Source organism: Sinorhizobium fredii USDA 257, assembly GCF_000265205.3.
In the GTDB taxonomy this organism is placed as follows: domain Bacteria; phylum Pseudomonadota; class Alphaproteobacteria; order Rhizobiales; family Rhizobiaceae; genus Sinorhizobium; species Sinorhizobium fredii_B.
Window position 1 is genome coordinate 3,819,447 of the sequence record NC_018000.1, and the last position, 20,005, is coordinate 3,839,451.

Here is a 20,005-nt window from a genome sequence, read left to right on the forward strand (position 1 = left end):
GCCCGGCTTGTGAAGCCTGGCGGAGTGGGCGGACATATGCACGCGAGCTTCGCGCCGGTCAACCGAAAAATTGCGCCAGACCAGGATTCTAGACCCTCTCTGGGATAAGGGAAGTCGCAGGCCGCTGCTCCCAGGAGCGAAGCCCGCACCAGCATCCTCCGGCACCCCCGGCCGACCATGCCGGTGCGGCAAAATGATCGCCGAAAGGTGATTGGTGTCGCTGTATACATGCGAGTAAGAAAGCCACCAGCCGAGTGCCGGAGTTCTGAATTTGTCGATTGCCGATGTCTCCATCTGGACCGCCGTTCTTGCAGGCGCTCTTTCCTTTCTCTCCCCCTGCGTCCTGCCGCTCGTCCCACCCTATCTCTGCTACATGGCCGGCGTTTCGGTCGATCAGTTCCGCGGCGGAGATGCTGCGGCGGTCGGCAATACGCGACGGGCGGTCCTGCCAGCGGCATTGTTCTTCACGCTCGGCTTTGCGACGGTCTTCGTGGCGCTCGGGGCAGGGGCGTCGTCGATCGGCCTCCTGCTGAGGCAGTATATCGATCTGCTGTCGCGTATCGGCGGCATCATCATCATCATCATGGGGCTGCATTTCCTCGGCGTCCTTCGCATCGGGCTACTTGCCCGCGAGGCGCGCTTTCATGGGGGCGGCAAGCCGGCGACGCTGTCGGGCGCCTATATCATGGGGCTTGCCTTCGCCTTCGGCTGGACACCCTGCATCGGCCCGGTGCTCGGCACCATCCTTGGCGTCGCCGCGGCGCGCGAGACCGTCGGCGACGGGGCGATGCTGCTGGCGATCTATTCGCTCGGCCTTGCCGTGCCGTTCTGGATCGCCGCCGGCTTTTCCGAGGCCTTCATGCGCTTCCTCATGCGTTTCCGCCGCCATCTCGGTCTGGTCGAGAAGCTGATGGGCGCGCTTCTCGTGCTCGCCGGCCTTGCCTTCGTCTTAGGCTTCATCAGCTCGGTTGCAATCTGGTTCCAGCAGACCTTCCCGATCCTGTCGCAAATCGGCTAAGCAAGGCCGGAAGCCGGACCGGGGGAGAAGATGACGGACATTGCAGGCCTGGTGCTGCCCTTTTTCGGGCTCATCTTTCTCGGTTACCTGACGGCGCGCTTTGTCGAGCACCCCGGCGAGGCGATGGGTTGGCTGAACACCTTCATCGTCTATCTGGCGCTGCCGGCGCTCTTCTTCAAACTGGTGTCGCGCACGCCCGTCGAAGAGCTGACTCGCGCCGACTTCATTCTCACCAGCGTCGGGACGACCTATGTCGTCTTCGTGTTGATCTTTTCGATCGGCCTGTTCCTGCGCCGGAGCACGGTCGCCGAGGCGACGATCCAGGGTTTTGCCGGGGCCTATGGCAATATCGGCTATATGGGACCCGGTCTGGCGCTGCTCGCTTTCGGAGAGGCCGCCGCCGTGCCGGTGGCGCTGATCTTCTGCTTCGAGAATGCCGCGCATTTCACCGTTGCCCCGGCGATGATGGCGCTTGCCGGCGGGCGCAAGCAGAAGCCGCTGTTCCTTGCCCTCGGTATTGTCAGCCGGATCGCCCTTCACCCGTTCATCCTGTCGACCTTCACCGGCGTGGCGGCCGCCTTCCTGGCGCTCGAGCCGCCGACGCCGCTGCAGAGACTGATCGATTACCTCGCGCAGGCCGCCGCGCCCTGTGCGCTGTTTGCCATGGGCATAACCCTGGCGCTCCGTCCGCTGAAGCGTATTCCCGTCGAGATCGGCTACATCGTTCCGGCGAAGCTCGTGCTGCATCCGGTGCTCATGTATCTGGCGCTGAGCCTGGTCGGCACCTACGACCCCGTATGGATGCAGACGGCGGTGCTGCTTGCCGCCTTGCCGACTGCCACCAACGTCTTCGTGATCGGCCATCAATATGGCATCTGGCAGGAGCGTGCCTCCGCGACGATCCTGATCACCACGCTGATCTCGGTCGCGACGGTGACCGGCCTGCTCTATCTCATGCGATCAAGCGCGCTGCCGGCCGATCTTTTCCCGTAGGCTTTCCTTGAGCGACCGTAGCACGCTGCCTGGATGAATGCCTTCGCGCATCAGCAGGCCCCGCAGCGGACCGGCGGAGGCGATGAATTGCAGGCCCACCGCCCGCAGCGCCTGGATGGGCAGGAAATCCGAGAGCAGCGACCGGTTGAGCAGGTCGACGCTTGCGGTTCGGCTGACGATGTCCATGCGGCGGCGGCCGTCGAAACGATCCCCTGTATCTGCCGCCAGATGCCCGCCGGTCGGCCGGCCGACGAGTTCAACGAGCGTCATCACGTCACGCAGGCTGAGATTGAGCCCCTGCGCACCGATCGGCGGGAAAGCATGCGCCGCTTCGCCGACAAGCGCGGCGCGTCCTTTGCCGAAGCGGCGGGCGGTCATGCCGGAGAGGGGAAAGGACTGCGGCGTCCCTTCGGCCGTGACCTTCCCGAGAATCGACTGCATTCGGTCCTCGATGGTGCGCGACAGAACGTCTGTCGGAAGTTTCAGCGTCTCCTCCGCGTCGCGCGGCCTTTGGACCCAAACGAGGCTGGAGCGGTTGCCCGGCAGGGGCACCTGCGTGAACGGACCGCTTTCCGTATGGAACTCCGTCGAAACCTCCTGGTGCGGCAGCTCGTGGCCGAAGTTCAGCACGACCGCCGTTTGCGGATAGGACCATGAGAACGTTTCGATCCCGGCTGCCTCGCGCACGACAGACCGTCGGCCATCGGCGCCGACGATGAGATCCGCGGTGATCGTTCGCCCGTCCTCCAGGCCCACCCGCACCTCGACTTCGCCGAAGTCGAAGGTCATGGCCGGGGCGGTGATCCGCTCGAGCGTCGGCAGGCTCGCTTCGTGCTTTTCGAGGATTTCGAGGAAGGGGGCATTCGGAATATTATAGCCGAACGCGTCGAGACTCACCTCGGCAGCGCGGAAATTGACCGGTGGCGCTCGCAGAAGCCGCTTGGTGCCATCGATGATGTGAATAGCGACCAGCGGCGCCGTCAGCGGCTCGACCTCGTCCCAGAGAGCGAGCGCCTTGAGGTACTCGATCGATTGGTCCATGAGGGCCGTGGTGCGTCCGTCGGCGATGACCGGCCTCGGCCCGATGAGCGCGACGCGGTGGCCATCGCGCGCTAGCGCGATCGCCGCGAGCGAGCCGGCAAGTCCCGCGCCGATGATGGCAATGTCATGATGTTGCATGGCCGGCACCTTCCGGGGCGGTTGTCCGCCTCCAACTCACTTTCTTGGGTTTGTTGTACCCGCTTAGCCCATTGAAATAAATGGGCTGAATCGGCGCAGACGCATTTGTCGCGTGTCCACAGGACAATTACGCTTGAAGGTTGACGGAGGTGAATTTTGCTGGCGATGCCTCGCAATCGGTGCATATTAACCGCCGAAGGGCCGTCACTCGCGGGTCAGCGGCGGTCCGGCGATGGCGCGAAAGACGAAACGAAGGGATGGGGCGGCATTCGCAGATGAAATTCTTCAACTATAAGCCCGTTCCCTATGCCGAAATCCGCGCCTTTTCGGTGCATATTCTCACGGCATCCGGCTCGTTCCTGGCGTTTCTCGGCGTGGTGGCGGCGGCCGAACACCGTTTCGTCGACATGTTCTGGTGGCTGGGGCTGGCGCTGCTCGTCGACGGTATCGACGGCCCGATCGCGCGCAAGGTTCAGGTCAAGGAAGTGCTGCCGAACTGGTCGGGCGATACGCTCGACAATGTCATCGACTACGTGACCTACGTGCTCTTGCCTGCCTTCGCGCTCTACCAGAGCGGCATGATCGGCGAACCCTGGTCCTTCGTGGCGGCCGGCGCCATCGTCGTGTCGAGCGCCATCTACTATGCCGATATGGGGATGAAGACGGATGAGTATTTCTTCTCGGGTTTCCCGGTCGTCTGGAACATGGTCGTCTTCACGCTGTTTGTCATCCAGGCGAGCGAAGTGACTGCATCAATTGTTGTTTTCCTTTCTGTCGTGCTGACGTTCCTGCCGATCAACTTCCTGCATCCGGTGCGCGTGAAAAGGTTGAGGCCCCTCAATCTCGGCGTCTTTCTGGTCTGGTCGGTGCTGGGCATGTACGCCTTGCTTCTGCATTTCGAGACGCCGCCCTGGGTGTTCCTCGGCGTGGTGGCAACGGGGATCTATCTCTATGTCATCGGTTTTGTTCTGCAGCTTTTTCCCAATCTCGGGCGCACTTAGGAGTTGCTCATGCCACAGGCGATCGTCGTTCGCGAACTCGGCGGACCGGAAGTTTTGAAGATGGAGGGCGTGACGCTCGCGGCGCCCGGACCCGGCGAGGTGCAGATCCGGCAAGTCGCCATCGGCCTCAACTTCATCGACGTCTATTTCCGAACCGGTCTTTACAAATCGGCAACCGGTCTGCCCTTCGTTCCGGGCAAGGAGGGTGCCGGCATCGTGACCGCTGTCGGAGACGGCGTCAGCATGTTTTCCGTCGGTGATCGTGTCGCCTATGCTTCCGCCGACGGCGCCTATGCAAGCGAACGCAACGTCGATGCCTCGCAGCTCGTCAAGGTTCCGGATGGGATCAGCCTCGAAACGGCGGCGGCGATGATGCTGAAGGGGATGACCGCGCAATATCTGCTCAATCAGACCTTCAAGGTCGGACCCGAGACGACCTTGCTCTTTCATGCGGCCGCCGGCGGCGTCGGGCTGATTGCCGGACAATGGGCGAAGGCCCTTGGCGCGACGGTCATCGGCACGGCCGGGTCGCAGGAGAAGATCGATCTGGCGCTCGCCCACGGCTACGACCATGTCATCAACTACCGAACGGAGAATTTCGTCTCCCGCGTCAGGGAATTGACGGGCGGACGAGGCGTCGACGTCGTCTATGACTCGGTCGGTCGCGACACCTATCCGGCTTCGCTCGACTGCCTGAAGCCGCGCGGTCTTTGGGTGAGTTTCGGCAATTCTTCCGGGCCGGTGGATGCGTTCAATATCGGCATCCTGGCGCAGAAAGGGGCGCTCTACGCGACCCGCCCGACGCTTTTCACCTATGTCGCGACCCGGCCGGCGCTGGAGGCGTGTGCAAATTCCCTGTTTGATGTTGTGCAAAGCAACAAAGTGCGTATCAATATCCATCAGACCTATCCGCTCGCCGAGGCCGGCCGAGCGCATACGGATCTCGAAACAAGAAAAACGAGTGGAACGACACTGCTGATTCCCTGATCGACGCCTCAAGGCGCCAGGGGATTTTGAAAGAGGGAAAAAGAGGGCAGCGTGCCTGTTAAGGGACAAATTGCGAGCGGTCCGTTGCTGGCCGTGAGCAACCTGACGAAATTGTTCGGCTCGTTCGCAGCCTGCAATGCGATCAATCTGCACATAGAACCCGGAGAAATTCACGCCCTCCTCGGCGAGAACGGGGCGGGGAAATCGACCCTGGTGAAGATGCTGTTCGGCGTGCTTGCGCCGACCGCCGGAGAGATCCTGTGGATGGGCGACACTGTCCGCATCTCCAGTCCCGGCGACGCGCGCAAGCTCGGCATCGGCATGGTCTTCCAGCATTTCTCTCTCTTCGAGGCTTTGACCGTCGCCGAAAACATCGCGCTTTCGATGGATCGCAGCATTTCGCTTGCCCGCGTTGCCGAAGAGGCTTCGCGGCTGTCGCGCCTCTACGGCTTGCCGCTCGATCCAAATGCGCATGTCGCCGATCTTTCCGTCGGAGAACGGCAGCGCATCGAGATCGTGCGCGCTCTGCTGCAGAATCCGCAGCTGATCATCCTCGACGAGCCGACCTCGGTGCTGACCCCGCAGGAGGCCGACCGATTGTTCGAAACGCTGTTGAAGCTGAAGGCGGAGGGGCGCTCCGTCCTCTATATCAGCCATCGGCTCGAGGAAGTGCAGCGCCTTTGCGACCGCGCCACGGTTCTGAGGCACGGCAAGGTCACCGGCGCCTGCGATCCGCGCGTCGAGACGCCGGCTTCGCTGGCGCGCATGATGGTCGGCAACGACGTGGCCGTGGTGACGCCCGAAGGCACGAACACCAAGGGCGACGTGCAACTCGAAGCGCGCCATCTTTCGGTTGCGGCGCGCACGCCGTTCGCGGTTTCCCTGAAGGACGTCTGTCTCAAGGTGAGAGGCGGTGAGGTGTTGGCGATTGCCGGCGTTGCCGGCAATGGCCAAAGCGAGCTCTTCGACGCGCTTTCGGGCGAGTATCCGGTGGCCGACGATAATGCCGTGCAAATTCGCCAGAAGCCGGTCGGAAGCAAGAACATCAATGCTCGCCGCCTGATGGGCGCCGGCTTCGTGCCGGAGGAGCGGCATGGGCATGCCGCGGTCGCCGCACTCTCCCTTTCCGACAATCTGGTCCTGGCGCGCAATCAATCGGACCGGCGCGCTTTTCTCGGTGGCGGCTTCTTGAAGATCATCCGCCAGGGGGCGGTCAAAGCGGCAGCCAAACGAATTTCCGAGGCGATGGACGTGCGCAAGAGCGGCGAGGACCCGCCGGCTGGTTCGCTTTCGGGCGGCAATCTGCAGAAGTTCATCGTTGGCCGCGAACTCGACCGGCAGCCGGCCGTGCTTATCGTCAACCAGCCTACCTGGGGCGTCGACGCCGGGGCGGCGAGCCGGATCCGCCAGGCGCTCGTCGATCTCGCCAAGGCTGGCTCCGCCGTGCTGGTGATCAGCCAGGACCTCGATGAGATATTCGAGGTGGCGACCGAGATCGCCGTGATCAGCGAGGGGCGGCTTTCCGATCCCTATCCCGCCCGCGAACTCTCGCGCGAGAAGATCGGCCTGCTGATGGGGGGCATGCACGGCACCACGGAAGCTGCGGGAGCGGCACATGCGCATTGAGCTCGAAAAGCGCCCGAAGATCTCGGCGCTGTTTTCCATCCTGTCGCCGTTCATCGCCTTTGCGCTGACCATCGTCTTCGGCGGCATCATGTTCGCGCTGCTCGGCAAGAACCCGATAGCGGCCCTCTACAGTTTCTTTGTCGAGCCGCTGAGCGAGGTGTGGTCGCTGCACGAGCTGGCGATCAAGGCCGCACCGCTGATCATGATCGGCGTCGGCCTCTCCGTCTGCTTCCGCTCCAACAACTGGAATATCGGTGCGGAAGGCCAGTTCATCATGGGGGCGATCACCGGCTCGATCCTGCCAGTCATCTTCTACGACTGGCAATCGCCGCTGGTGCTGCCGCTGATGCTGGTGCTTGGGATGATCGGTGGCGCGCTTTTCGCGGCGATTCCTGCCTTTCTCAAGGGCCATATGAACACCAACGAGATCCTGACCAGCCTGATGCTCGTCTATGTTGCCCAGCTCTTTCTCGACTGGCTGGTGCGCGGCCCCTGGCGCAACCCTCAGGGTATGAACTTTCCGGAAACTCGGACGTTCGGCGCCGACGCCATCCTTCCAGAAATGCTCGCCTCCGGGCGCACGCATTGGGGATTTGCCTTCGCGATCATTGCGGCGATCCTGGTCTGGTTCATGATGCGCTACACGCTGCGCGGCTTCGAGATCACCGTTCTCGGCCAGTCCGAGCGGGCAGGGCGCTTTGCAGGCTTCTCATCGCGCAAGATGATCTGGTTCTCGATGCTGTTCTCGGGCGCGCTTGCCGGCCTTGCCGGCATTTCGGAAGTGAGCGGTGCGATCCAGCAGCTCAGGCCTGTCATCTCGCCCGGCTACGGCTTCACGGCGATCATCGTCGCGTTCCTGGGGCGCCTCAATCCGCTCGGCATAATCGCTGCCGGTCTGGTCCTGGCGCTCACCTATCTCGGCGGCGAGGCGGCGCAGCTTTCGATCGGCGTGTCCGAAAAAATGACGCGCGTCTTCCAGGGGCTGCTGCTGTTTTTCGTGCTGTCCTGCGACACGCTCATTCATTATCGGATCCGACTGGTCAGGGAGAGATTCGCGGCGCTCAAGACGGATGAGGCGCGCTGATGGGTATCGTCGAAGCAATCCTCCTGAGTGTCATCACGGCCGCGACGCCGCTCGTCCTTGCCGCAGCCGGCGAGCTTGTCGCCGAGCGGTCGGGCGTGCTGAATCTCGGCGTCGAGGGCATGATGATCATGGGGGCGGTCTGCGCCTTCGCTGCCACGCAGCTGACCGGTTCGCCCTACCTCGGCGTGCTCGCGGGTATCGCCGCCGGCGCGTTGTTCTCGCTGCTGTTCGGTTTCCTGACGCTGACGCTCGTCGCCAACCAGGTGGCGACCGGCCTCGCGCTGACGCTGTTGGGCCTTGGCGTTTCCGGCATGCTGGGTGAGAGTTTCCTCGGAATGCAGGGCATCAAGCTGCAACCGATCGCCGTTCCGCTTCTGTCGCAAGTTCCGTTTGTCGGGCCGCTCATCTTCCGGCAGGACGCGATCTTCTATCTGTCGATCGCGATCGTCGCGGGAATCCATTGGTTTCTGTTCAGAACGCGTTCGGGGCTGAAGCTGCGCGCCGTCGGCGACAGTCACGGTTCCGCCCATGCCCTGGGCGTCGACGTCATCCGAACCCGCTACCTGGCGGTGCTTTTCGGCGGCGCCTGCGCAGGACTTGCCGGCGCGCAGCTTTCGCTGGTCTATACGCCGCAATGGGTCGAGAACATGTCGGCCGGCCGCGGCTGGATCGCGCTTGCCCTGGTGGTCTTCGCATCCTGGCGTCCCTGGCGGGTGGTTGCCGGCGGCTATCTGTTCGGGGCCGTTTCGATCAGCCAGCTTCACGCCCAGGCCTTCGGCATCGGTATACCCTCGCAGTTTCTTTCGTCGCTTCCCTATCTGGCGACAATTGTCGTACTCATTCTGATATCGCACAACCGGCGGATGACCCTGATCAACACGCCGGCATCGCTCGGCAAACCGTTTGTGCCGGACCGGTGAACAACAACCAGACGGAATACTCGAACCGACAGAGGTCAAAAATGAAAAAACTACTCCTCGCCCTCGCAACCACGACTGCGGTGCTCGGCTTTGCATCAGTCGCAAGCGCCCAGGAAAAGGCCAAGATTTGCTTCGTCTACGTGGGCTCGAAGACCGATGGCGGCTGGACGCAGGCGCATGACATCGGTCGCCAGCAGGTCGAAAAGGAACTGGGAGACAAGGTCGAGACGCAGTTCCTCGAAAACGTGCCGGAAGGGCCGGATGCGGAGCGCGCCATCGAGCGCCTGGCGCGTTCGGGCTGCGGTCTGATCTACACCACGTCCTTCGGATTCATGGACGCAACGGTCAAGATCGCCCAGAAATTCCCGGACGTGAAGTTCGAGCACGCCACCGGCTACAAGACCGCACCGAACGTCGCGACCTATAACAGCCGCTTCTATGAGGGCCGCTACATCCAGGGCCAGATCGCCGCCAAGATGTCGCAAAAGGGCGTTGCCGGCTACATCGCCTCCTTCCCGATTCCGGAAGTGGTGATGGGCATCAACGCCTTCGTCATCGGCGCCCGCTCGGTCAATCCGGACTTCAAGATCAAGGTCGTATGGGCGAACACCTGGTTCGACCCGGGCAAGGAGGCGGATGCCGCCAAGGCGCTCATCGACCAAGGCGTCGACATTCTCACCCAGCACACCGACACGACCGCTCCGATGCAGGTTGCGGCCGAACGCGGCATCAAGGCCTTCGGTCAGGCATCCGACATGATCGCCGCCGGTCCGAAGACCCAGCTGACGGCGATCGTCGACACCTGGGGCGCCTATTACGTCAAGCGCACCCAGGCCTTCCTCGACGGCAAGTGGGAGACGACGTCGAGCTGGGACGGCCTGAAGGACGGCATCCTGACGATGGCGCCCTACACGAACATGCCCGATGACGTGAAGGCGATGGCGGAAGCGACGGAAGCGAAGATCAAGTCCGGCGAACTGAAGCCGTTCACCGGTCCGCTCAACAAGCAGGACGGCACGGCATGGCTCAAGGAAGGCGAATCTTCCGATGACGCCACGCTCCTCGGCATGAACTTCTATGTCGAAGGCGTCGACGACAAACTGCCGCAATAAAGCGGGAAGGGCATCGGCCTTTGAAGTCTCTGCAAACCCCACGCAAAGGCGTGGGGTTTTGTCCTTTACGGTATCGGCAATGCGGCACGGGAACCGCGTCCGATGGGCGCCGGGAAGCCTACGTCGGACTATCGGGAATCGTATATTCGATCTACTGTTATGTGAGCTTCTGCTCTCGGAACGAGAAGCAGGGCGACGACATGAAAAACAGCGCCTGCCGCGGCAAGGAGGCACTCTTGGAGGGGACGGGGTGAACAAGAGCCTGCTTGATACGGTCATATCCAGGACACCGAAGCGAACGAGCCATGCGCAGGTCGTGGATCAACTCGGCAAGGCGATCGTTTCGGGAGAATTTCCGGTCGGCAGCATTCTTCCCGGCGACCCTGAACTGGCACTCCGGTTCCGTGTGTCGCGCACTGTTTTGCGCGAGGCGATGAAAACGCTTGCGGCGAAGGGCATGATTGTCCCCCGTGCCCGCATCGGAACGCGCGTGACACCCAGGAAAGAGTGGAATCTCTTCGACGCCGATATTCTGACCTGGCATTTCGCATGTGGGGTGGACGAGGATTTCCTTTATCATCTGAGCGAGGTGCGGCTCGCATTCGAGACGCACGCGGCTGCTTTGGCCGCGCGCAACGCGACCGATGCGGAAATTGCCACCATGATGCGGCTTGCGGTTGCCATGGGCGACGCAAGTCACACGGCTGAAACGCTGGCAGTGGCCGACCTGAAGTTCCATCTCTCCGTTCTCGAAGCATCCGGAAATCCGTTCCTCAGAACGGTCGGCGGTCTGATCGAGGCGGCCTTGGTCGGCGTGTTCAAATTGAGTTCGCCGACTGACGAAAAGGGCGGCATAGACGAGGTGGCTCGCAACCACATCCGCATCGTCGAGGAGATCGGCAGGAGGGATGAGGTTGGCGCGCGGCAAGCGATGGAATACGTCATCAAATACGGGCGTGATCGAATCCAGAAAGCCTTCCATCCGGAGCAGAGCGGCAAGAACTGACGGCGCGGCTGCGCTGTACAACCGCTGCTACGTCCGCGGAAGCCGCAGATCGCCAGACTGGCCTTGCCCGCACAGCCGCCGTGGCCTATCTGAGAGAACAGTCGTTTCTCATCTGCCGACTTCCCAAGAGCGGTGAACGGAGCCTATGTCCGAGCTTTTTGTCATTCTTCTTCTGCTTCTGGTCAATGCTTTCTTTGCGCTCTCGGAAATGGCGATCGTTTCGGCAAGCAAACCCTTGCTGCGTCAGATGGTCAAGCAGGGAAACCTTCGCGCCGAATATGCTCTGCGGCTTGCCGAGGAGCCTGGCAAGTTCCTGTCCACAGTCCAGGTCGGCATTACGCTCGTCGGCATCCTGGCCGGCGCCTATGGCGGCGCGACCATCGCGGCGAAGCTTGCACCGGTCCTGGACGAGATTGCCTGGATAAACCCCTATGGCAATACGGTTGCCGTGGCCCTTGTCGTCACGCTCATCACCTTCCTGTCGGTCGTGATCGGCGAGCTCATCCCGAAGCAGCTGGCGCTCAGGAACTCGGAAGGCCTGGCGATTTTTGTTGCACGGCCGATGACCTTGCTTTCGCGGATAGTCGCGCCGGTTGTCTATCTTTTCGAGACTGCCGCTCGCCTGGCGATGCGCCTGATGGGCATGCAGGCCGAGGATCCCGATCACGTCACCGAAGAGGAAGTGCATGCGATCATGGCCGAAGGCGTGGAGAGCGGCGCGATCGAGAAGAGCGAACACGAGATGCTGCGGCGCATCATCCGGCTCGGCGACAGGAACGTCAAATCGATCATGACACACCGCACGGAGGTGAGCTTTATCGACGTCAATGACAGCCTGGAGACGATCGGTCGCAAGATTCGGCAGTTCGGCCATTCCCGTTATCCGGTCATCGAGGGCCCGGCCGGCGACGTGATCGGAGCGGTGCTGGCAAAGGAAATCCTCAACGCCACGATCGCCGCGCCGTTCGATATCCGCAACTATGTCCGCGAGATTCTGACGCTGCCGGAGACAGCCTCGTGCCTCAAGGCTCTCGAAGCCTTCAAGGCGTCGAGCGTCAACATGGCGATGATCGTCGACGAGTACGGCAGCACGGAAGGCATCATAACGACCGCCGACATCCTGGAGGCGATCGTCGGTGTCATCCCGTCGAACTACGACGATATCGAGCACGCCCATATTCGTGCACGCGAGGATGGCAGCTATCTCGTCGATGGTCGGACGCCGATCGATGAAATTCATCTTCAGATCGGCATCGAAGGCATCGATATGGATGGCGATTTCGAGACGATCGCGGGTTTCCTGGTGCAGCAGTTGCGCAAGACTCCGGAGGAAGGCGATTGCGCCGAGGCGCACGGATATCGCTTCGAAGTGCTCGACATGGACGGCCGCCGCATCGACAAGATCCTTGTCAGCCGCCGCGCCGAAGAACATTCGGCCTGATGGAAGGAAAAGACCGGGCGACGCCTCAGCCCGCACGAGCGTTACGACAAATGCTCGTTGCGGCCAGTCTCAGGCCGGATCCCGAAGCTTGAGAACGGTGCAGTGGTCTCCAGGCGCCGCGGCCGGCGTTTGTGGCGGGCGAACGATCAGGCCGTCCGACTGCGCGAAGACCTTGGTCATCGACGAGTCCTGGCGCGGGAAGGGGTGCGCCAGCAGCGAGCCGTCCGGCTCGCGGGAGAGGCGCGCCCGAACATAGTCCTGGCGGCGGTCGTTGGCAGGCAACGGCGCGGCGAGCTTCGCCGAGATTAGCCGCGAGCGGTGCGGAAGATGTGCAAGCTTACGCGTCAACGGCTCCAGGAAGAGCAGGGCGCAGACGAGACTCGAGACCGGATTGCCGGGCAGTCCGAGCACCGTCATGCCGGCGAGATCTCCGACCATCAGCGGCTTTCCCGGACGCATGGCAATACGCCAGAAATCGAGCGTCATACCGCAGCCGAGGAGCGTCGATTGCACGAGATCATGGTCGCCGACCGAGGCTCCCCCGAGCGTGACGAGCACGTCGGCTTGAGCGGCCTGCGCCTTTGCGACCGCAGCGGCAATCGCAGACTGGTCGTCACGAACGATGCCGAGATCCAGTATGTCCGCGCCATTTTCGCGAGCGATCGCCGCAACACCAAAACTGTTCGAGGCGATGATCTGGTCGGCCCCGGGCAAACTGCCGGGCGGCAGCAATTCGTCACCCGTGGCGAGAATTGCGATCTTTGGACGGAGGAAGACCGGCAGGCTCGCTTGGTTCATACTGGCGGCCAGCGTCAGCCGGCCGGCATCGAGGACGCTTCCGGCATGGAGTGTGATCTCACCCTCTTCGAAGTCCTGTCCCGACAATCGGATATGGCGGCCCTTCGCCGGCGCGAAAAGGGTGCGAATCCGATTGCCCTTAAGGCGCTCGATATCTTCCTGCAGAATGACGGTATCGGCGCCGTCCGCGAGCGGCGCGCCGGTGAAGATGCGTACCGCTTCGCCTGGCCCAACTCGGCCTCGAAATCCGCGTCCCGCCGCCGATTGCCCGATTACCGTCAGTTCGGCGCCGACATCGGCGATGTCCTCGTGGCGGACGGCATAGCCATCCATGGCGGAATTGTCGAAAGGTGGGTGCGTGAGCAGAGCTCCGGTGTCCTCGGCAAGCACGCGGCCGAGGCAATCATGCAGCGCAAGCCGCTCCGTACTCAGCCGCGACCGGGCCAGGGCAAGTACCCTTTCGAGCGCCTCTTCGACCGGGAGCAGCGACATCAGCCCTGGTCTCCATCCCGGCGATAGTCGCCGGATCGCCCGCCCGATTTGCTGACGAGGCGAATGCCGCCGATCTCCATCTCCCGGTCGGCGGCCTTTGCCATGTCGTATATCGTCAGACAGGCTATGCTCACCGCCGTCAACGCCTCCATCTCGACGCCCGTCCTCCCCTTGAGCTTCGCCATTGCCTCGACGCGCAGACCTGGCAAGGCATCGTCCGGCGCGATATCAACGGAGACCTTGGTCAGCATCAGCGGGTGGCAGAGCGGAATGAGGCTCGACGTCTGCTTAGCAGCCATGATGCCGGCGAGCCGGGCCGTGCCGATGACATCGCCTTTCTTGGCGTTGCCTTCGAGGATCAGGGCCAGCGTCTCCGGTTGCATCCGGACAAAGCCTTCGGCGACGGCGACACGCACCGTCTCCGCCTTGTCGCCAACGTCGACCATATGGGCTTCGCCGGCACTGTCGATATGGGTGAGGCGCGGGCCGCTCATCACTCGGCTGCCAGAGCGCTTCCGGAGCCGGTCAACAGCGCGCGCGTTGCCGCCCCCACGTCGTCTTTTCTCATCAGGCTTTCGCCGACGAGAAATGTCGTGATGCCGCTCTTTTCGAGGCGCTTGCAGTCCTCATGCGTGAAGATGCCGCTTTCGCCGACCAGCAGGCGATCGGCCGGGACCATCGGCGCGAGCTGTTCCGAAACGGCAAGATCGACCGCGAACGTCCTCAAGTTGCGGTTGTTGATGCCGATGAGGGGAGACGACAGCCGCAGCGCTCGCTCCATTTCCTCCGCGTCATGCACCTCGACGAGCACATCCATGCCGAGCGCAAACGCCGCGTCTTCGAGACGGTGTGCATCGTCGTCGGTGAGCGATGCCATGATCAGCAGAATGCAGTCTGCGCCCCAGGCGCGGGCTTCGAAGACCTGGTAGGTATCGAACATGAAGTCCTTGCGCAGCGCCGGCAGCGAACAGGCGGCCCGCGCCGCCGTCAGAAATTCGGGGGCGCCCTGAAAACTAGGCGTATCCGTCAGGACCGAAAGGCTGGCAGCCCCGCCCGCCGCATAGGCTTTCGCCAGCCCAGGCGGATCGAAATCCGGGCGAATCAATCCTTTCGATGGACTGGCCTTCTTGATTTCGGCGATCAGACCGAATTCGCCTTTCTGGCGACGCGCCGCAAGCGCGGCGTGAAAGCCGCGCGGCGACGACTGATCGGCGATCCGCGCCCTCAGCGCGTCGAGTGGAACGCGCGATTTCGCGGCAGCGATCTCCTCGCGCTTGTAAGCCTCGATCTTGCGCAGAATGTCCGTCATGTCTTCTCCTCAGGCGGCGTTGGAGACGGTGATCAGCCGCTGCAGGGCGGTCTTGGCAGCGCCGGTCGAAAGCGCCTTGCGCGCGACCTCCATGCCTTCGACGAGATCCTTGGCGCGTCCGGCTATCATCAACGAAGCCGCAGCGTTCGCAAGGGAAATGTCCCGGTAGGCATTCTCCTCGCCATCGAGCACCGCCTGCAATGCCGCCGCATTATGCGCCCCGTCGCCTCCCTTCAAGGCATCGAGCGTGGTGCCCGCCAGACCGAAGTCTGCCGGCGTCAGCTCGAAACTGCGGATCTTTCCGTCCTTCAGCTCGGCAACTTTGGTCACGCCCGTCGTGGTGATCTCGTCCAGTCCCTCGCCGTGTACGACCCAGATACTCTCGGAGCCGAGATCGCGCAGGACTTCCGCGAGCGGATCGACCCACTGCGGCGCGTAGACGCCGACGAGCTGCCGTTTGACGCCGGCCGGATTGGAGAGGGGGCCGAGGAGATTGAAGATGGTTCTCGTGCCGAGTTCGACCCGCGTCGGACCCACATGGCGCATCGCCGAATGGTGCTGCTGGGCGAACATGAAGCCGACGCCAGCCTCGCGGATGCAGCGGGCGATTGTGTCCGGTCCGATATCGAGCTTGACGCCAAGGCAGGAGAGCGCATCGGCCGTCCCGGACTTCGAGCTCAGAGCCCGATTGCCGTGCTTGGCGACCGGCACTCCGGCGCCGGCGACGATCAGCGATGCCAGCGTCGAGATATTGTAGGTGCCGGCACCGTCGCCGCCCGTTCCGACGATGTCGATCGCGTCCTGAGGCGCTTCGACCGGCAGCATACGCGCCCGCATCGCGCTGACGGCGCCGACGATCTCGTCGACGGTCTCGCCGCGCACCCGCAGCGCCATGAGGAAACCGCCGATCTGCGACGGTGTGGCGGCTCCGGACATGATGATCTCGAAGGCCGCTCGCGCGTCTTCGCGGCTCAGTGCCTCGCGTGCGGCCACTTTTGCGACGAACGGCTTCAAATCACTCATGCGTTGTTCCTCGTCCGTCAGCGTTGCGCCAATGCCTGCTCGGCAAGCGTCTGGTTGATCGATACGCCATAGACCGACTGCAGCGTTGCGACCATCTGATCGAGTATGTCGTCGCCGCTCGCGCGGGCGATCGCTTCGATCTGGCGGCTGTCGTTGTCGAGCGCATTGGCGGGCGCACTGTCGTCGAGTCCCGTCACCTGCATGAGAATCTGACCCTCGCCGCCCATGCCCGCCGCATTGGCGACATGTCCGTTCGGGCCGCCGAAGGCTGCCGCGATGGCGGCCTGGCTCAAGGCCGCGTCCTGGGTGGAGCGGCTCAATCTGGTCTTCGTTTCGACGACAAGGCCGAGTTCGGTGGCAATGTCCGCGAGCTTCGCGCCCTTCTTGAGCCGATTCTTCAGTTCGGCCGCCTTGGCGGCCAGCGCCACCCGCTGCTGCTCGGCCGTCCAGTCGGCAGCCACTTCGTCGCGAACCTCGTCGAGCGTGCGATCGCGGGCAGGGATCACCTCCTCGAGGTCGAACCAGGCGTAGCCGTCGCGTCCGATATGGACGGCGAGGGTCTCGAGGCCGACCTCGGCCTTGAATACGTCCTGGAGAAGAGTGCGTTGCTCCGGCAGCCCGGTCACGTCGTCACCGTTCTGGTCCTTGCCAGTCGCATCGATCGCGTCGACTGTGGCGAGCTTGAGCTTCAATTGGTCGGCGACCTCCTTCACGGTCGCACCAGCAGCCCGTTCGTCCTCGATCTTGTCATGCAGGCCGACGAGCTGATCACGCGCCACAGACAGCGCGATCTCCTTGCGCAACTCCTCCTTGACTTCATCGAAACTGCGAACGGCTTCCTGGCGGATATTGGTCACGCGCAGGATGACGGGGCCGAAGGCGCCTTCGACGACGGGCGTCACGCCGCCGTCATTGGCGACGGCGAAGGCCGCTTCAGCCACTTTCTGGTCGGGCATCTGCTCCTTGGTGAAATCCCCGAGGAGAACGTCCGTAGCGCTCTTGCCTTCGGCCTTGATAAGATCGTCGAAGGAGGTGCCGGCGGCAAGTTTTGCGCTTGCAGCGTCGGCCGCTTCGCGGGACGGAAAGGCGAGTTGCTCGATCGTTCTCGTTGCCGGCGTGCGGAAGCTTCCCTGCCGCTTTTCATAGTCGGCGCGCAGCTCTTCCTCGGTAACCGCCTCGGTCGCCATCAGATCCTCGGGTTCGAGTTTGATGTAGCTGAACTTCCGATATTCCGGAGCGCGATAGTTCGTCTTGTGGCTTTCGAACCAGGGAGCGAGCACATCGTCGCCCGGCGCCTTCACCGGATCGATATTTGCGTTCGAGAGCATCAGGTATTCGACGGTGCGGGTCTCATGCCGGTATTTGCCGACGGCATCGACGAGGATCGTCGGTGCCGCAAACCCGTCCGAGAGCGCATCGACAATTTGCGAGCGAACCGCCACCTGGCTGCGGTTCTTGATGTAGTCCTGCTCGGTCAACCCGGCATTGCGCAGCACGCTCGAGAAGGTCATCCGATCGAATTGGCCGTTCGCGCCGTGAAAGGCGGGGTCCTCGCCGATGAGTCTGGCGAGGCGGTCTTCGGAGAGGCCGAGATTCATGTCTTCAGCGAGCTGATCGAGGGTGGCGCCTGCGACGAGCTGTGAATAGACCTGCTGCTCAACGCCGAAGGCGCGGGCCTGCTGTCGTGTGAGTGGCGTTCCAAGCTGCCGCGAAAGCAGGCTCAGCTGACGCTCGAAGGCAAGGCGATAGTCGCTCGTGGATACCTTCACGTCGCCGACCGTCACCACCGCATCGGATGTCCCGGTAACCATCAAGGTCTGACCGCCCCACACCATGAATGAGAGGATGAGAATGGCCAGGAGGCCTTTGACGATCCGCGTCTGGGCGGCGTTTCTCAGGGTGTCGAGCATGGGGGGCAGAAACCTCGTTGCAGTACAGCGGCATTACGGCGAATGATGTCGTTCCTTAGAACAAACCAAATGGGAATTGAAGGCCGATCCGTCGTAAATCGCGATGCCGCGAAGCAGAGGCCCGGGAGATGCGCGGCCCGGCGAATTTCGGAGCGCCGTCTGGCGCTTGCGCAAAGGCATCCATCTACGAAAATTGGGAATCGACGCGAACAAGAAAGCGGATGTCGGAATCGTTAGCCGGCAATTGAAATCAATCTGCAAAATTGTCAGCTTCAGGCTGGTCTCTCTATGGTCAACGAGGGGGATTCGTGTCTTCGATATGTCAGAAACTTGAAGCCCGGCGGCCGTTGCGGATTTCCATGCCATGCAATCCACCATCGTAATGGTCAATCTTTTCGGGGCTGTCGCACTGCTCCTGTTCGGTCTTTCGCTGGTGAAGGAGGGAGTGACGCGCGCCTTCGGATCGAGGCTGCGCGCCGGTCTGGCACGCGGAACGAGCGGCTCGCTGCGGGCATTCGCGACGGGCTTGGTTGCGACGCTCGCCCTACAGAGCTCCACGGCCACCGCCCTTATGACGGCATCCTTCGTGGAGAAGGGCCTCGTGAAGTCGCGGATGGCGCAGATCGTGTTGCTCGGTGCCAATTTAGGCACGGCCATGACGGCATGGATCGTTGCGATCGGCATCGGCTGGCTGGCGCCGTTGTTCATTCTCGCCGGCGTGATGATGCACCGAATGAGCCAGTCGAGCGCGCGCCAGGGTGGCGGATTCGCTCTGGTCGGTGTGGGCCTGATGCTTCTGTCGCTCGAACTGCTCGGCACGGCAACGGAGCCGATGCGTGAGTCCGAGGCTCTGGGAGCCTTTCTGGGCATGCTCGACAACGCCTTGCCGGTCGCCATGCTCATTTCGGCTGCCCTGGCCTTCGCCTCGTCTTCGAGCTTGGCGATCGTCATGCTGGTGCTGTCCCTATCGTCCGCTGGCGTGCTTTCGGCCGGTTTGACCGTCGCGTTGGTGCTGGGAGCCAATCTGGGCGGCGCGATCCCACCGGTGATCGCTACACTCGCTGCGGCTCCTGGCGCTCGGCGTGTGACGCTCGGCAACCTGATTGTGCGCGGTATCGGATGTCTGATCGCGCTTCCGCTTGCCGGTATCAACGCAGAGATGCTGCAGAGCTTACCGCTGCCGCGACAGAACCTGCCGGTCGATGTTCACCTTCTTTTCAATCTGGTCGTCGCGCTGATCGCCTGGCCTTTTGCAGGATTGCTGTCGCGGATGATGAGCCGCCTGATCCCGGACGAAGAGGTAAGCGAGACGGGTCCGCGCTATCTTGATGTCGCGGCGCTCGATACGCCTGTCATGGCGCTCTCCGGCGCGACACGGGAGGTGCTTCGGGTCGGAGACCTCATCGAGGCGATGCTCATCCGGGCATCGTCCGCATTCAACAAGAATGACCTTAGTGAACTCGGCGACATCGGAAAGATGGAGAGACAGGTCGATCTGCTGCAGCAGGAAGTGAAGATTTTCCTGTCACGGCTCGGACGTCACGGGCTGAACGAAGAAGACGGACGCCGCTCGATCGTCATCATCGACTATGCGATCAATCTCGAGCACATGGGCGACATCATTGAGAAGGGCCTTTGCGAGCAGATCCGCAAGAAGGTGGCCAACGGTCTGAAATTTTCCGACGAAGGCTATCAGGAACTGAAGAACCTGTTCGATCTGACCCTCGACAATCTGCGTATTGCCCAGACGATCTTCGTCTCGCGCAATGCGGACCTTGCCCGTCACCTCATCGAGGTCAAGGTCGATGTACGTCACATGGAGAAACGCTCGTCGGAACGGCATCTCGAGCGCCTTCGCGACGGCCTGCTTGAAAGCCTGCAGACGAGTTCGCTGCATCTCGACATGCTGAGAGATCTGAAGCGCGTCAACGCGCACATCGCGTCTGTCGCCTATCCAATCGTCGAAGAGAGCGGCCTTTTGACGGAGAGCAGGCTACGGCCGCAGGCATGATGTCGACGATTACCTGCACGTGGAAGGCGCGGCGGGACTTCCCCGAGATAGAGGAGCCACCATCGCTTTTTAACCGGGTTAACGGGACGTGATTG

17 protein-coding genes are annotated in these 20,005 nt (G+C 62.5%); 11 read left to right on the top strand and 6 right to left on the bottom strand.

Going from position 1 to position 20,005, the window contains the following annotated elements:
• Window positions 1-271: 271 nt before the first annotated feature.
• Together USDA257_RS17870 and USDA257_RS17875 are read left to right on the top strand one after the other, a co-directional pair.
• Complete coding sequence (locus USDA257_RS17870; protein ID WP_041414372.1) at window positions 272-1,018, top strand: cytochrome c biogenesis CcdA family protein; 747 nt, start codon at window positions 272-274, stop codon at window positions 1,016-1,018.
• Between the two features lie 30 nt (window positions 1,019-1,048).
• Window positions 1,049-2,011 (top strand): AEC family transporter, encoded by a 963-nt coding sequence (locus USDA257_RS17875; RefSeq protein WP_014764352.1) that lies wholly within the window; start codon window positions 1,049-1,051, stop codon window positions 2,009-2,011.
• On the opposite strand, the gene USDA257_RS17880 is transcribed toward USDA257_RS17875, so the two are convergent.
• On the bottom strand, window positions 1,979-3,190 hold the full coding sequence (locus USDA257_RS17880; RefSeq protein ID WP_014764353.1) for a UbiH/UbiF family hydroxylase: 1,212 nt from the start codon (window positions 3,188-3,190) through the stop codon (window positions 1,979-1,981). The genes USDA257_RS17875 and USDA257_RS17880 overlap by 33 nt on opposite strands.
• A 275-nt stretch (window positions 3,191-3,465) precedes the next feature.
• Here USDA257_RS17880 and pcsA point away from each other — a divergent pair, with 275 nt between their 5' ends.
• The 8 genes from pcsA (at window position 3,466) to USDA257_RS17920 (ending at window position 12,367) form a co-directional block, all read left to right on the top strand.
• Entirely contained in the window at window positions 3,466-4,191 is a 726-nt protein-coding gene (gene pcsA / locus USDA257_RS17885; RefSeq protein ID WP_014764354.1) for a phosphatidylcholine synthase, read from the top strand.
• Window positions 4,192-4,200: 9 nt separating this feature from the next.
• Entirely contained in the window at window positions 4,201-5,178 is a 978-nt protein-coding gene (locus USDA257_RS17890) for a quinone oxidoreductase family protein (RefSeq protein WP_014764355.1), read from the top strand.
• Window positions 5,179-5,229: 51 nt separating this feature from the next.
• On the top strand, window positions 5,230-6,804 hold the full coding sequence (locus tag USDA257_RS17895) for an ABC transporter ATP-binding protein (protein ID WP_014764356.1): 1,575 nt from the start codon (window positions 5,230-5,232) through the stop codon (window positions 6,802-6,804).
• Window positions 6,794-7,888, top strand: coding sequence for an ABC transporter permease (locus USDA257_RS17900; protein WP_014764357.1), 1,095 nt, complete (start codon window positions 6,794-6,796; stop codon window positions 7,886-7,888). Before USDA257_RS17895 ends, USDA257_RS17900 begins: the two co-directional genes overlap by 11 nt.
• Window positions 7,888-8,808 carry an ABC transporter permease gene (locus USDA257_RS17905; RefSeq protein ID WP_014764358.1) on the top strand — a complete coding sequence of 307 codons (921 nt, stop codon included), beginning with the start codon at window positions 7,888-7,890 and terminating at the stop codon, window positions 8,806-8,808. Before USDA257_RS17900 ends, USDA257_RS17905 begins: the two co-directional genes overlap by 1 nt.
• A gap of 41 nt (window positions 8,809-8,849) precedes the next feature.
• Window positions 8,850-9,920 carry a BMP family ABC transporter substrate-binding protein gene (locus tag USDA257_RS17910; RefSeq protein WP_014764359.1) on the top strand — a complete coding sequence of 357 codons (1,071 nt, stop codon included), beginning with the start codon at window positions 8,850-8,852 and terminating at the stop codon, window positions 9,918-9,920.
• A gap of 250 nt (window positions 9,921-10,170) precedes the next feature.
• Window positions 10,171-10,926 (top strand): FadR/GntR family transcriptional regulator, encoded by a 756-nt coding sequence (locus USDA257_RS17915; RefSeq protein WP_014764360.1) that lies wholly within the window; start codon window positions 10,171-10,173, stop codon window positions 10,924-10,926.
• Between the two features lie 145 nt (window positions 10,927-11,071).
• Entirely contained in the window at window positions 11,072-12,367 is a 1,296-nt protein-coding gene (locus tag USDA257_RS17920; protein ID WP_014764361.1) for a hemolysin family protein, read from the top strand.
• Between the two features lie 69 nt (window positions 12,368-12,436).
• Here USDA257_RS17920 and USDA257_RS17925 read toward each other — a convergent pair whose 3' ends face one another.
• Genes USDA257_RS17925 through USDA257_RS17945 form a run of 5 tightly spaced genes read right to left on the bottom strand, consistent with a single transcriptional unit; the run spans window position 12,437 to window position 17,899 of the window.
• On the bottom strand, window positions 12,437-13,657 hold the full coding sequence (locus USDA257_RS17925; RefSeq protein WP_014764362.1) for a molybdopterin molybdotransferase MoeA: 1,221 nt from the start codon (window positions 13,655-13,657) through the stop codon (window positions 12,437-12,439).
• On the bottom strand, window positions 13,657-14,151 hold the full coding sequence (gene moaC / locus USDA257_RS17930; protein ID WP_014764363.1) for a cyclic pyranopterin monophosphate synthase MoaC: 495 nt from the start codon (window positions 14,149-14,151) through the stop codon (window positions 13,657-13,659). Before moaC ends, USDA257_RS17925 begins: the two co-directional genes overlap by 1 nt.
• A complete protein-coding gene (gene trpC / locus USDA257_RS17935; RefSeq protein ID WP_014764364.1) occupies window positions 14,151-14,966 on the bottom strand; it encodes an indole-3-glycerol phosphate synthase TrpC in 816 nt (271 codons plus the stop codon). The genes moaC and trpC overlap by 1 nt, the downstream gene beginning before the upstream one ends.
• 9 nt (window positions 14,967-14,975) lie before the next feature.
• Entirely contained in the window at window positions 14,976-15,989 is a 1,014-nt protein-coding gene (gene trpD, locus USDA257_RS17940) for an anthranilate phosphoribosyltransferase (RefSeq protein ID WP_014764365.1), read from the bottom strand.
• 17 nt (window positions 15,990-16,006) lie between these two features.
• Window positions 16,007-17,899: a peptidylprolyl isomerase gene (locus USDA257_RS17945; RefSeq protein ID WP_014764366.1), complete on the bottom strand. Its 1,893-nt coding sequence runs from the start codon at window positions 17,897-17,899 to the stop codon at window positions 16,007-16,009.
• A gap of 364 nt (window positions 17,900-18,263) precedes the next feature.
• Between USDA257_RS17945 and USDA257_RS17955 the strand changes: the two genes are divergently transcribed.
• Window positions 18,264-19,910, top strand: a complete 1,647-nt coding sequence (locus USDA257_RS17955; protein ID WP_014764368.1) for a Na/Pi cotransporter family protein — start codon at window positions 18,264-18,266, stop codon at window positions 19,908-19,910.
• The last annotated feature ends 95 nt before the right edge of the window (window positions 19,911-20,005 follow it).

Bases quoted from the DNA above. Each gene is read 5' to 3' on its own strand.
- USDA257_RS17875 (WP_014764352.1), top strand. From the start codon at position 1,049: ATGACGGACATTGCAGGCCTGGTGCTGCCCTTTTTCGGGCTCATCTTT.
- USDA257_RS17880 (WP_014764353.1), bottom strand. From the start codon at position 3,190: ATGCAACATCATGACATTGCCATCATCGGCGCGGGACTTGCCGGCTCG.
- pcsA (WP_014764354.1), top strand. From the start codon at position 3,466: ATGAAATTCTTCAACTATAAGCCCGTTCCCTATGCCGAAATCCGCGCC.
- USDA257_RS17890 (WP_014764355.1), top strand. From the start codon at position 4,201: ATGCCACAGGCGATCGTCGTTCGCGAACTCGGCGGACCGGAAGTTTTG.
- USDA257_RS17900 (WP_014764357.1), top strand. From the start codon at position 6,794: ATGCGCATTGAGCTCGAAAAGCGCCCGAAGATCTCGGCGCTGTTTTCC.
- USDA257_RS17905 (WP_014764358.1), top strand. From the start codon at position 7,888: ATGGGTATCGTCGAAGCAATCCTCCTGAGTGTCATCACGGCCGCGACG.
- USDA257_RS17910 (WP_014764359.1), top strand. From the start codon at position 8,850: ATGAAAAAACTACTCCTCGCCCTCGCAACCACGACTGCGGTGCTCGGC.
- USDA257_RS17920 (WP_014764361.1), top strand. From the start codon at position 11,072: ATGTCCGAGCTTTTTGTCATTCTTCTTCTGCTTCTGGTCAATGCTTTC.
- USDA257_RS17925 (WP_014764362.1), bottom strand. From the start codon at position 13,657: ATGTCGCTGCTCCCGGTCGAAGAGGCGCTCGAAAGGGTACTTGCCCTG.
- moaC (WP_014764363.1), bottom strand. From the start codon at position 14,151: ATGAGCGGCCCGCGCCTCACCCATATCGACAGTGCCGGCGAAGCCCAT.
- trpC (WP_014764364.1), bottom strand. From the start codon at position 14,966: ATGACGGACATTCTGCGCAAGATCGAGGCTTACAAGCGCGAGGAGATC.
- trpD (WP_014764365.1), bottom strand. From the start codon at position 15,989: ATGAGTGATTTGAAGCCGTTCGTCGCAAAAGTGGCCGCACGCGAGGCA.
- USDA257_RS17945 (WP_014764366.1), bottom strand. From the start codon at position 17,899: ATGCTCGACACCCTGAGAAACGCCGCCCAGACGCGGATCGTCAAAGGC.
- USDA257_RS17955 (WP_014764368.1), top strand. From the start codon at position 18,264: ATGCAATCCACCATCGTAATGGTCAATCTTTTCGGGGCTGTCGCACTG.